The following is a 12447-nucleotide window of genomic DNA, read 5'->3' on the forward strand; positions in this document are numbered from 1 at the left end:
CAGGGCATGCTCTTCGATCAGGGATTTATCGGCGGCTGCGCCATGGCGCCTGAGTCAGGCCTGACGGGCTTTGACTACGCCGACTGTGAATTTAAAAAAGCGGTGATAAAACAGTGCAGCGAAATCATCGTCGGCCTGACCTCGGACAAAATCCCGGCGGTGGCGCGCTTTGTAGTGGTCGAAAGCAGCGCCATTGACGTGCTGGTGGTCGAGGAGAACATCAGTCGGGAATATCGCGACGCGTTTAGCGAACACGATATTCGTATTTATACCGTTTAAACGGTTTGTTGGCCTACTTTGACAGCGAAGTGGCAATCAGGCGCAGGCCGAGGGCGCCCAGCACCGTGGCGGTGACGATATCGATCTTACGCTTCATGCGCAGATAGACGCCGCGCGGTCGGGCGGAAGAGAGCACCAGGGCCACCAGCGAATACCAGCTGACGTCGATCAGAAAGCTCATCAGCGGCACGATATAGTAAAAGGCCAGCGGGATGCGCTCCGGCAGCAGGGCGGTAAAAATAGAGGCGAATACCAGCGCCGTTTTTGGGTTGCTGAGCTGGGTATAGAGACCATCGCGGAAGGTTTTCAGCAGCGAATGTTCCGCCGCCATGCCACCTGCCGCAAAATCCATCGGCTGCGCCGCGCCGCGGTAAATTTTATACCCCAACCAGAGCAGATAGAGGCCGCCTGCGACCTTCAGGCCAATAAACATTTCCGGCACCGCCGTCAGCACTTTTTGTAACCCCAGCATGGCCATAATCGAAAAGATGGCCGCTCCCGCGCCGGTGCCCAGCGCGGTGACCAGACCGTGCGTTCTTGAGCGCGCAACGGCGTTGCGGGCAACGTATATGAAGCTCGGGCCGGGGCTAATCACGCCCATAATGAGGACGGCGGCAAGGGCCATCAGGCTGGATAAAAACATAAACGCTCCTGGTTGACGTTGAGCGCTAAAGTCGTATCTGGCTCTGGCTCATGATTGATTTCGCTCTCAAAAAATAAACAATCTTTACCCCTCTGTCACCCAACTTTACGGGGTGATGTTTAGTTGCACGTACGAATAACGATTCCCATTTCGCGCGTCGGTGATAAACTGGCTAAATGTGATCTTTGTCATATCGTCATTAAAACAGAGAAAAGAGACACTGCTATGCAACATATCATTGAGGGCTTCCTCAACTTCCAGAAAGAGATCTTCCCGCAACGTAAAGAGCTCTTCCGCAGCCTGGCCTCCAGCCAGAATCCTAAAGCGCTGTTTATCTCTTGTTCAGATAGCCGCCTGGTGCCGGAGCTGGTAACCCAGCAGGAGCCGGGGCAGCTGTTTGTGATCCGTAACGCCGGGAATATCGTGCCCTCTTTCGGTCCTGAGCCGGGCGGGGTTTCCGCAACCATCGAGTACGCCGTCGTCGCCCTGGGCGTGACCGATATCGTCATTTGCGGCCACTCCAACTGCGGCGCGATGAAAGCCATCGCCACCTGCCAGTGCCTGGACCCCATGCCTGCCGTCTCCCACTGGCTGCGCTACTCCGACGCGGCGAAAGCCGTCGTGGAGAAGAAAACCTGGGCCAACGAGACCGATAAAGTCAACGGTATGGTGCAGGAAAACGTTATCGCCCAGCTGAACAATATCAAAACCCACCCGTCGGTTGCCGTGGGTCTGCGGGATAGCACATTGCGTCTGCACGGCTGGTTCTACGATATTGAAAGCGGTGACATTCGCGCGCTGGATAAAAACAGCAAAACCTTTGTGTCGCTCTCGGAAAACCCTGACGTTTATTTCGAATAAACTTCTCTTTCAGGGCACGGAAGCCCTGAGATGCCTACCTCCTGCCATAAATTTCCTGTCTGCCATACTCATTACGGCTCCCTGAATGATTTCTTAAGGAGAAGTGATGATTAAGCTGTGCGCAACCTGCGGGACGTCCTACGACGATCGCGGCAACACCCTGAACCATTGTCGTATCTGTGAGGATGAACGCCAGTACGTCCCGGCCAGCGGGCAGGTCTGGATCAAGCCAGACGATCTGACCGAGACGCATACGAATACGTGGCAGCAGCATAACGATCGGCTGTTGAGTGTCAGGACGGTACCGAAATTTGCCATCGATCAGCGCGCGTTTCTGCTGCTCACGCCGCAGGGGAATATTCTCTGGGACTGCATCGCCAATCTTGATGCCGCCAGCAAAACGCTGATTACCGCCCTGGGCGGAATAAACGCGATCGCCATCTCCCATCCTCATTACTACACCACGATGCAGGACTGGGCCGACGCCTTTAATGCGCGAATTTATCTCCACGCCAGCGATCGCGAATGGATTATGCGCGATAGCCCGGCCATCACGCTATGGGAAGGCGATGCGCTGGAGATCCTCCCGGCGGTGCGGCTGCTGCGCCTGGGCGGCCATTTCGCCGGAGGAACCGTTCTGCACTGGGCGAAAGATGACGGTATTATGCTGGTGGGCGATATTATCCAGGTGACGCCGGGGGCGCGCGCCGTTTCGTTTATGTGGAGCTATCCCAATTTGCTGCCGTTGGCGGCCGCCAGCGTGGAGAAGATCGTTGAACGTCTGGGCGATACGCCTTTCGGGGCGCTGTACGGCGCTTTTAAGGGGCAGAACGTCCCCAAAAATGCCCGGCAGATCGTTCTGGACTCAGCGCAGAAATACCTCGCCTGTCTTAAGACGACGGCGCACCGCTGAGGGGCGCGCCGCCGCGCGGGATTTACAGCACGCCATCGCCGCCGTCGGAGCACCACACCTGGCCGGAGGTGAAGGAGCAGGCATCAGAGGCAAGGGTAACGTACAGCGGCGCAATCTCCACCGGCTGCCCGGGACGCCCCAGCGGCGTATCGGCGCCGAACTGACGCACCTTCTCTTCCGGCTGGCCGCCGCTTGACTGCAGCACCGTCCAGTAGGGACCGGGGGCGACCGCGTTTACCCGGATACCCTTCGGCCCCAGCTGTTTGGCGAGCGATTTCGTGAATGCCACCAGGCAGGCTTTGGTTTGCGCGTAGTCCAGCAGGATGGGGCTCGGCTTAAAGGCCTGGACGGATGAAGTATTAATAATCGCGCTGTGTTCTTTAAGATGACGCAGGGCGGCTTTGGTGATCCAGAAGGCCGCATAAACGTTGGTTTTGAAGGTGGCGTCAAAGTCGGCGGTGGTGAGTTCTTCCAGTGATTCGCAATATTGCTGGCGTCCGGCGTTATTGACCAGAATATCCAGCCCGCCGAGTGCGCTGGCGGCCTGTTCCACCAGGGTTTCGCAGAAGGATTCGTCGCGCACATCTCCCGGAATCGCGACGGCTTTACGTCCTTCGGCCTGAATCAGGGCAATCACGGTTTCCGCATCGGACTCCTCTTCCGGCAGATAGTTTATCGCTACATCGGCGCCTTCGCGGGCGAAGGCGATCGCGACCGCGCGCCCAATCCCGGAATCGCCGCCGGTAATCAGGGCGCGTTTACCGGCGAGCCGACCGGAACCGACATAGCTCAGCTCACCGTGATCCGGCTGCGGTTTCATCTCTTCGGCAAGACCCGGCGGCGATTGCGGCTGGTCAACAAAGGGGGGACGGGGATACTTCGCGGTATTGTTAGCGTTGTCGCTCATACTGACCTCCTCGTGTTAAAAGAGTAAGCGTAGTTGCCTGGTCAGCCTGTCGTGGAATATTGAAGAATAATTGAACGGCTTCGCTTTTATAATTTTGGCACTTTGATTCTTCTCCCATCGGTAATTTACTGATTGCCGGGAAACTTTTCAAAATGAGAGGCACCAGCAGCGTTTGGCATTTTAGGATTATTCTATCGCAAGCCTGACGGTATATTTAGCGCCTTTTTAATGCTGCCCGGCGCGCATATTTACGCGGGCGGTGAAGTCGTAAAAAATATTTCCCGGGCGATTCATCAGGTACGGAACTTGTGAAAATGAACATCAGCAACCAGACTTATTAAGACAAGACAAAATATGCCGGAGGTATGGTTGATGAAAAAATTACTGCCCGTTATTTTCTGTACGCTGATGGCTCAGGGCGTTTGTGCCGCGGATGACGGGGGATTTAAAAAAGATGCCGCTCCGCCGCCGCCGCATAAAATTGACGATGGCTACCGCGGGACAGAGGACGGGCGAATTATGACCGTGCGCCAGGCCCTGGAAATGCACGATGGGGCAACCATCTCATTACGCGGCAATCTTATCGAGCAGCACGGTAACGATCGCTACAGCTTTCGCGATAAAACCGACACCATTGCAGTAATTATCCCCGCCGCGGTTTTTGATGGCCGCGAAGTGAAGCCCGATCAGATGATCAGCATCAACGGCAGCCTCGATAAAAAAATGACGCCGCCGGTAGTGCGGGTCGACCGGATCCAGAAATAACCGCTCAAGCAGGAGAAATTGATGTCCGTACAGCATCCAGCAGACCCGGATAAGCGGGGCCGTCATCCGTCGAAAGAGGACCCGCGCGAGCAGGGGGAAGTGCCGCGTAAAAGAGACGACAGCGAAGATCATAAAAAAGATCCCTGGCATCCCCAGCCTGAGAAGCGTTAAAAATAGCCGCCCGTCAACGGGCGGTTATTTTTCTTTCCTAAAGATCGAGCGGGGATAAACGCCTGCGCGAGCGGCTTGCCGGCTGGGATATCGCTTTCGCTATCGCCGCGCCGATCTCCGCGCAGGCGGTGATACCCTGAACGAAAGGCTGGTCGTGCATCAGCCAGGGAATGGCGGCGAACGCGATGCGCCCGCGTACTTCCGGCGGTTCCCGCAACGTATAGTCGTCTCCGACCTCAGGAATCTCTTCTCCGGTCGCCAGCAGCTGCTCCCTTAAATGCGGGAAGGGAAGATCTTTATTTTTCAGCGGCTTTTGCCCTCTGGCATCAATAAACACATCAAACGTATAGCGATTTTGTTCGCTGGTAATCACCGTTTTTTGCTGCTCTACCGCCATCTCATAGTCATGCCCTAAGGCGAGAATACTGATGACGCCCGCTTCGCGCAACGCCAGCAGCCGGCGGATAGACTCCGAAGGAATGGCGGCATAGCAGTCGATAAAGACCCGCGCAAGGCCATTTTTGAAACGCTCCCGGTCATGGTCATTAAGGTGAGGCACCATCGCCTGAACGGCTTCATGCAGCCGCAGGATCGCGTAGCGCCAGGGAACTGTATATCGCGCGCGTTTGTTGCGCTCAACTTCTTCAAGGTTATCCAGCGCCCAGTGGAACGGATTATGCTGCTGGCGTTTAGCAAACCACGCCTCGCTGAAGCTGTCGGCGTTAAGGCTGTGAAGGGCGATATTTTCGCTCCATAGGGGGTCGGCAAGCGTGATTTCCTGCGCCACCAGCTCAAAGACGCGATCGAGCAGACCGTCGCTGCCCGCGGCGATGGCTTGTTCCATCGCGCTTTCGCTGACGATGCTCAGCGGCTCCCAGGGAATAGGGCAGTAAAAATCCGCTTCCGGCAGAATGCCGGAGCGCGACATCAGCACGATGCTTAGCGCCTCGCTTGCCTCGTCCAGCCTGAAGGCGAGGGCGTCATCGTCGGACCCGATAAACCGACCGTGCTGGACGGCGACGGCCATCGCGGCGTCAATTCCGCTTAGCGAGGTGCCCATAATGCCCACCCGGCAGGGGGGGATGCTGGCTTCCATGAGGCCAGACCACGGGCTGGGAAACCAGGTGCGGGTCGACTCTTCTTCATCGGGCCAGACGTGTCCGGTGGCGATCACCGCGAGGTCAAAGGCTTCGGCGACCGGCTCATCCTCAACCCACAGTCTGACCCCTTCTTCGGTCGCCAGCAGGTCGCTGACCCGGCAGGACTCATTGACCCGGATGCGAAAGCTCTGCTCCCTGGCCTCTCCGACCAGCGCAAGAAACTGGTCGCGAAAGTATTCACCCAGCAGGATACGCGGTAAAAATTGACGATCGTGCAAAGCGTCGTAATCCACGCCGTAGCGCGCAAGGCGCGTCCGGCTTTGGGTTTTCAGCCAGTCGAGATAGGTGCTCTGAATGGGGGGGATTTCAATGCTGGCGATATTGGCCAGCATCATGCGCGAATTCTCTTCATCGCTGTAGGGCATGCCCACGCCTGCTTCCTCGGCCTGCTCGTAAATTGACACGTCCAGCGGCTCGCCCTGTTTGAGTAATGAGAACAGGGTATAAATTCCTGTTGGACCTGCGCCGATAATGGCAATTTTCTTCATAATGACTGACCCGCCGTTGTTGTTATCACATTTGTTGTCGGTGGCCTTCCGCCAGTTGAAAAGCTCCACGATAGATCATTTCCGGGTAACGGAAATCTGGCCCAATAATTGTGGTTCAAAATGAGGAAGAGGGCCAATCGCTGGGGCGCCTCTTCCTCGGGGTTAGTCAAAGAGGCAGGCTTTCAGAACCAGGTTTCGAGCTGGGCGCCGAAGAATAGCGTCCCTGCGCTATGGTATCCGGCGCTGCCGAAGGTGTCCGTCGAGGAGTAGTCATCCAGCGATTTGTCCCAGCGCATCCAGGTGGCAAAAAAGCGGATTTCCGGGCGCTCAAAGAAGTCCGTCACGCTCTGCATCTTGAAAGTAGGAGCAAACGTCAGCTTGTAATAGCTGCCGCTGGCAGCTCTGTTGCCATTAAAGCCTTTCGGATCGATATCCATATACTGATAGCTGGTTTCGTACTGCAGGGCGAAGTTCTGATTAATCTGCTGAATTATTCTCGCGTTCAGGGTCACCCAGTCGTAATGGTCTGAATCGATATAGCGGCTATTGCTGCTTTGGGCGACGATCAGCGGCGCGAAGCTCAGCCTGTCGGTGAGGGACGTTATCCCGTAAGAGGCAAACTTGACGGTCCATGCCGGGTTTATCAGATAGCCGTCGGAGCCCGGGCCGCGAACCTCTGCCCCCAGCGCGCGGCCATAAAGCAGGGCCGTTTTGGTACTGCCGGGACGCAGGCCGTAGAAGCTGTCGCCATGGTACGCCAGCATGGTGTTGAACCCCTGCGAGGCCGCTTTATCCGACGCCAGGCCATCGTTAATGCGTTTATCGTTGTCCTGCGAGTATAACCCGTTGAGCATCCACTGCCAGCTGTCCAGCCGGTTATTCAGCGAGAAGGTGTAGTTTTGAATATAGGTGTTATCCGCGCCGGTCATGTTGTTATATTCAACGTTGTCCATCGTATCGATATCGTTGAAATTACGCCCGTAGACGGCGAGATTGGTTTTGATAGCGCCCCACAAGTTCACGTCATAAATACCGGCGCCGGTACCGATTAAATTCATCATATCGGAATCAAGCCAGTGAATATCAAAGTTATCCCGGTCTTCGCGCTTGCCGGCCCACAGCGTGGCCTGTTTAAAGGCGCCGCTAAACGAAGGCATATCGCTCATTTCAACAAACGCCTGCCGTACGTTCATCTGACCGTTGAATGAACTGTCGGTATTATACGTTTTATCCCACTCGGCGATTTTCATGTAATAACGCAGCTGGCTGTCATTATCATATTTTCTGCGGTAGTTGATATCGGCGGTTACGTAGGTATCTGATTCATTGCCCAGGCGCCCGACGCTGCCGCCGGTACTGCCCGCAGGCGTCAGAGAGGGGCCTACGGTACTGGTGGTGCCTTTGCTGGTCAATATTCCGCTGCGCGCGTAGCCGCCGAATTTAATCTCCCGATCCTTCTCTTGTGCGATAAGAGGCTGCGACGGTTTGCTTTTTATTTGCGCCAGGTCTTGCTCGGTTTGCTGTTCGACAAACTGTAATCTTTCTTGCGCGCGCGCCGCGTTTTTTTCGGCGCTGGCCGCTCTTTTTTCCGCAGCGTCTATTTTTCGCGTCGCATCCTGTAATTGGATGCGCGACTGTTTTAATTCGGCCTCAAGCCTTTCGAGTCGGGCGTTAATTTCATTCAGGGTCGTATCCGCCGCAGCGGCGGATGCTGGCAAAGCCAGCGCGCAGAGCGTAAGCATATAGGCTTTCATCATTAATACCTGTACAGGGGTAGCTGTGCTCTGGACGCGCGGGCGCAGAGCACAGGTTACTGTGCCATTAAAATGGGGTGTTTATTGGGGTGTTAAATTAATTGTTGGGCTTTATTTTTTTCAGGCCTCTTTGGTCGCTTTATCGGTTTTTACAAAAATGAACGTGATAATAAAGGCAAAAATAAAGACCGCGAGTCCGACGGTAATATAGGTGACAAACTGATAGCGATCGTAGAGATACATCAGCGGCGACAGCAGGACCGCCAGACCGTATGAGTTCGCTTTTATCGACAATAGCGACAGCACCATGCCGCCCAGCGCCGAGCTGGTGAGCATCACCATTATCGCCCGTAGCCCGGATTGCATCACGATACCGAATAAAGCCGGTTCCGAAACGCCTAATAGTTGAGTAATGGTCGCGGAAATCCCGGCGGTTTTAAACGCGGTATTTTTCGCCTTCAGTGAAATAGCCAGACATACGGCGGCGTTGGCAAAACCGTACATCGCGCACACCGTAATTAATGGATTAAACCCGGTACCGGCAATCAGCGAGGTTTCAATCATAATAAACATATGATGCATCCCGGTCATCACGGCAATGGGATAGATGAAGCCGATTAACAGACCGCCAATACCCGCAGGCAACGTCAGAAATTGCTGAATAGCCATCACGGCATAATGTTCAAACGCATGCACCAGCGGACCTAAAACCAGTAAAGCGATGGCCACCGCAATCAGGATGACGATAAACGGCGTAAAAATCAGATCCATCGAGTTGGGCATCACCCGGCGGAAAAAAATTTCCAGCTTAGCGCCGATAATGCCGGTGATCAGGGCGGTCAGAATAGACCCCTGATAGCCGACCAGAGGAATAAAACCCAATACATAAATCGGGCTGCTGTTGCCGTACGCCACGTCATAGGCGTTCGGCAGCGCGGGGGAGACCAGCATCAGGCCGATTAAGAAGCCGATAATTGGCGTACCGCCAAATTTTTTAAACGCCGACCAGCAAATAAACGCCGCCAGAAAGGCGAAAGCGGTGTCGCAAAGCACCGTGGTCAGCGTTTGTAGCGCCACCGGAACCTGATGAACGCTGCCGCCAAACCAGGCCTGGACGGTATCGTTAAAAATGACCCCCTTCAGGCCGAGAAACAGACCGGTGGCCCCGAGGACCGGGACAATCGGCACGAAAACGTCCGATAAATTGCGAATTCCCCGCTGTAGCCGGCCCGTACTCTGCTTCGTCATTTCATCCTTGCTGATTTCGGCAACCTGGAATTCGTTAACAAACGCCTGGTAAACCTTATTGACGATCCCGGTTCCGAGGATTATCTGATACTGGCCAGCATTAAAAAATACGCCTTTGACTTCGCTAATATTGCGGATTTTATCGTCATCAATTTTCTGTCGATCTTTTACCTGCAAACGTAAACGGGTGGCGCAGTGGGTGGCTGAGGCAATATTTTCCTTGCCGATGATATTCACGATCTCAACGGCGATATTTTTATAGTTGTTCATATTTGACTCGCTCCTTAACGAGAATGGTTTGATAGGGTTTCAGGGGAGTCTCAGCATCGGCATAATTATTGAGGACAATCTCACCCGCCGGGAGCGTAAAGGGCAGAGGCTGTGCGCTCAAATTAGTTATCGAGATGAAACGCTCTGTCTCCGTTGTCCGTTCGTAGGCAATGATGCGATCGTCAACGTCTTCTATGGCGGCGAATGAACCATAGATCAGCGTTTGCGGATAGTGCTTGTTTCGCAAGGCGATCATCTTTTGGTAAAACGCGAATACTGAATCTGCATCGTTTATCTGGCTTTGCGCGTTGACGCTGAAGTCGGCTGCGGAAAACGCCAGCCAGGGCCGAGCGCCCCGGTTAAATCCGCCGTTGGCGCTATCTGACCACGGAAAGGGCGTTCGCGAATTGTCCCGCGAGCGCTGGTTGATAAAGCCTAACGCCTGCTGTTCAGAAAAACCTTCCGCAAGGGCGCGGTGGTAGTTATCAATACTGGAAATATCGTCAAATTCCACGATCGATTGCCGGCGGAAATTTTTCATCCCCAGCTCCTGGCCCTGATAAATAAACGGCGTCCCCGGCATAAAAAAGTACATCGCGGCCAGCGCCCTGGCGCCGATCCCGTTTTGGTAATCCGCATCGCGGATAAGCTTGGACAGCGCGCGGGGCTGGTCGTGGTTTTCAATAAACGTCGTTCCCCAGCCGGCCTGGCAAAAGGCCCGTTGGCTGGCAAATAGCGCCTCCCTGAATTCGCGAACGTTCCAGTCGCGCTGCTTAAACCATTCAGAACCGTTTTCGACATCAATATCGGCGGCGTGAAAATCGAAAATCATATTAAAGTAGCCGTCTGGCCCAATATAGCTGTCGTACTCTTCCAGAGGCACGCCCGGCGCTTCGCCCACGGTTACGCAGCGGTGACGACGGAAAGTGCGCTCTTTTAGCTCATGGAGAAAGCGCTCGATGCCCGGACGGTTGCGCGATTTCGCTTTAATCGATGCCAGACCATCAATACCGTCTACGGGCAGAGAGGCGTAGTCCTGATCTTTTTTAATAAAGGTAATTGCATCGATGCGAAAACCGGCGATGCCTTTATCCAGCCACCAGTTAATCATGGCGTAGATTTCCTCGCGCAGCTGCGGGTTTTCCCAGTTGAGATCCGGCTGCTTTTTATGAAAAACGTGCAGATAGTAGCACTCCTCGCCAGCGACTTTTTCCCACGCGCTGCCGCCAAAAATCGATCGCCAGTTATTGGGCGCGCCGCCCGCCGCGGCGGGTTTAAAGATGTAATAATCACGATATTTCGATTGAGGGTCGGCCAGCGCGGCCTGAAACCAGGGGTGTTCATCGCTGGTATGGTTAACCACCAGGTCGACCATTACCTCAATGCCCAGCTCGCCAGCCTGTTTAATCAGGTTATCAACGTCCTGCATCTGGCCTAAATCGGGATTCACCGCATAGTAGTCCGCGATATCGTAGCCGTTATCTGCTCCCGGCGAGCGGTAGAACGGCGAGACCCAAATCAGGGTGATGCCCAGCGTTTTCAGATACGGCAGTTTAGCGATAATGCCCGGGATATCGCCAACGCCATCGTTATTGCTGTCATAGAAGCTTTTTGGGTACACCTGATAAATAACCGATTCTTTCCACCATGCGCTTTGTTGTGATTGATTCATCATTTCTCCTGAGTATGAAATCGATACCATATTGAGTGAAAAAAAATTACGCCGAGGCTCTGATAACCAGTTCCGATTTCAGGTCTTCCTCGTCATAGCGATACTGCGTGTGGTTGATCAGGGACAGCAGGCGTTCTACAGAGATGCGGCCCAGTTGCTCAATGGGCTGGCTAACGGTAGTGAGGGGAATATGCACCATCTCCGCCACGGGAAGGTTATCAAAGCCCATGACCGCCAGTTCGCCGGGAACGCTGACGCCGTGGGCCGACAGCGCGGAAATCAGGCCGCAGGCGACCTCATCGCTGCCGGCGAAAATCGCATCGGGACGTTCGCTTTTCGTCATCTGCAGAATTTGCTCAGCCAGGCGCTGCCCGTCGCGCCAGGTGTGGACATGACGAAAAATAAACCTCTCGTTAACCGCCTGCTGTCCGTCTTGCATAGCGGCAATAAAGCCGCGGTTCCTTCTGCTGCCGTGGCCCTTTTGCTGGAATGCGCCACCGGTGGAGTAGGCGATTTTTTTATACCCTTTGTTAAGCAGCCAGCTGACGGCGTTATAGGTTGCCAGTTCATCGTTCATTCTGACGACGGGCAAAGTGGTATTATCTATGCTGGTGTTGCACAGCAGGATAGGGCCATATTTCTGATATTGCTCAATGACGTCTTTGTCACTCTCTACGGCGCATAAGATCAGGCCGTCGATGATTTTTTTCTTCAGCAGATCGAGACAGTTTTCTTCTTCGCCCGCGCTATTGTGGTTCTGGACGATCAGCACCGAATAGCCGTTTTTTCGTGCCGTAACTTCAAGGGCGTCGACCAGGCTGGCAAAAAAAGGGTTGGTTATCCTTGAGATAAGCACGCCAATCCGGTGGGTTTTCACCCCGCGCATCTGCTGCGCGACGGTGCTCGGCTCGTAATCCAGCTCTTTCATGGCCGCGAGGATTTTTTCCTTTTTATCTTCAGAGATATAAGGATGATTGTTCAGGAAGCGGGATACCGTCGTGACCGACAGGCCGGCTTTTACAGCGACGTCTTTTATGGTTGCCATGGTTCTTATGAAATCGATATCACATGGGCATAAAATATTTTCGCGCAGGAGCCGGGTCAACCTCATTTTTATAAAACATGACCTGACTCACAATAAAGTTAACGACACGCCTGCTGAGCGGTACGGATGGCGTCTCGATCAACGACCTAAGCTTGAGACAACATCCGTGCACCCGCCGCGCTAAATCGAAACATCTTCCTCCGGATGGAGGCGGGGGAGATGCTCAACGAATAACAAGCGAGATGTCCCGTTTTGCTATTAATCCGGCTTT

The 12447-nt window shown here is 54.3% G+C and carries 11 protein-coding genes and 1 pseudogene; 5 read left to right on the top strand and 7 right to left on the bottom strand.

All coding sequences use genetic code 11. The features are described 5' to 3' along the window. Positions 1-279, top strand: a pseudogene (locus tag HMPREF1144_RS19085) (decarboxylase); the annotation flags it as partial. A gap of 13 nt (positions 280-292) precedes the next feature. Here HMPREF1144_RS19085 and HMPREF1144_RS19090 read toward each other — a convergent pair. Continuing rightward, a complete protein-coding gene (locus tag HMPREF1144_RS19090) occupies positions 293-922 on the bottom strand; it encodes a LysE family translocator (RefSeq protein ID WP_009653680.1) in 630 nt (209 codons plus the stop codon). Between the two features lie 225 nt (positions 923-1147). Here HMPREF1144_RS19090 and HMPREF1144_RS19095 point away from each other — a divergent pair, with 225 nt between their 5' ends. Together HMPREF1144_RS19095 and HMPREF1144_RS19100 are read left to right on the top strand one after the other, a co-directional pair. Next, positions 1148-1783, top strand: a complete 636-nt coding sequence (locus HMPREF1144_RS19095; RefSeq protein ID WP_004119381.1) for a carbonic anhydrase — start codon at positions 1148-1150, stop codon at positions 1781-1783. Positions 1784-1889: 106 nt separating this feature from the next. Then, on the top strand, positions 1890-2696 hold the full coding sequence (locus HMPREF1144_RS19100; RefSeq protein ID WP_004851585.1) for an MBL fold metallo-hydrolase: 807 nt from the start codon (positions 1890-1892) through the stop codon (positions 2694-2696). A 22-nt stretch (positions 2697-2718) separates the two neighbouring features. Here the strand turns inward: HMPREF1144_RS19100 and HMPREF1144_RS19105 are convergent, their stop codons facing one another. Beyond that, positions 2719-3603 (bottom strand): SDR family oxidoreductase, encoded by an 885-nt coding sequence (locus HMPREF1144_RS19105; RefSeq protein ID WP_009653699.1) that lies wholly within the window; start codon positions 3601-3603, stop codon positions 2719-2721. 372 nt (positions 3604-3975) lie between these two features. On the opposite strand from HMPREF1144_RS19105, the gene HMPREF1144_RS19110 reads away from it, so the two are divergent. Then, a complete protein-coding gene (locus HMPREF1144_RS19110) occupies positions 3976-4368 on the top strand; it encodes a YdeI family stress tolerance OB fold protein (RefSeq protein ID WP_009653681.1) in 393 nt (130 codons plus the stop codon). A gap of 21 nt (positions 4369-4389) precedes the next feature. Then, complete coding sequence (locus HMPREF1144_RS33355) at positions 4390-4539, top strand: hypothetical protein (RefSeq protein ID WP_004851580.1); 150 nt, start codon at positions 4390-4392, stop codon at positions 4537-4539. Positions 4540-4576: 37 nt separating this feature from the next. Here HMPREF1144_RS33355 and HMPREF1144_RS19115 read toward each other — a convergent pair whose 3' ends face one another. From HMPREF1144_RS19115 to HMPREF1144_RS19135, 5 genes are all read right to left on the bottom strand, one after another. Continuing rightward, positions 4577-6187, bottom strand: coding sequence for an FAD-NAD(P)-binding protein (locus HMPREF1144_RS19115; RefSeq protein WP_042928072.1), 1611 nt, complete (start codon positions 6185-6187; stop codon positions 4577-4579). 182 nt (positions 6188-6369) lie between these two features. Next, positions 6370-7944 carry a carbohydrate porin gene (locus HMPREF1144_RS19120; RefSeq protein ID WP_042928066.1) on the bottom strand — a complete coding sequence of 525 codons (1575 nt, stop codon included), beginning with the start codon at positions 7942-7944 and terminating at the stop codon, positions 6370-6372. Positions 7945-8061: 117 nt separating this feature from the next. After that, positions 8062-9459, bottom strand: coding sequence for a PTS transporter subunit EIIC (locus HMPREF1144_RS19125; RefSeq protein WP_009653678.1), 1398 nt, complete (start codon positions 9457-9459; stop codon positions 8062-8064). Beyond that, a complete protein-coding gene (locus tag HMPREF1144_RS19130) occupies positions 9446-11134 on the bottom strand; it encodes a glycoside hydrolase family 13 protein (RefSeq protein ID WP_227500448.1) in 1689 nt (562 codons plus the stop codon). Before HMPREF1144_RS19130 ends, HMPREF1144_RS19125 begins: the two co-directional genes overlap by 14 nt. Before the next feature lie 43 nt (positions 11135-11177). Further along, positions 11178-12176 carry a LacI family DNA-binding transcriptional regulator gene (locus HMPREF1144_RS19135; protein WP_004851570.1) on the bottom strand — a complete coding sequence of 333 codons (999 nt, stop codon included), beginning with the start codon at positions 12174-12176 and terminating at the stop codon, positions 11178-11180. Positions 12177-12447: the final 271 nt, after the last annotated feature.

Source organism: Klebsiella sp. OBRC7 (assembly GCF_000293135.1).
Taxonomy (GTDB): Bacteria; Pseudomonadota; Gammaproteobacteria; order Enterobacterales; family Enterobacteriaceae; genus Klebsiella; species Klebsiella michiganensis.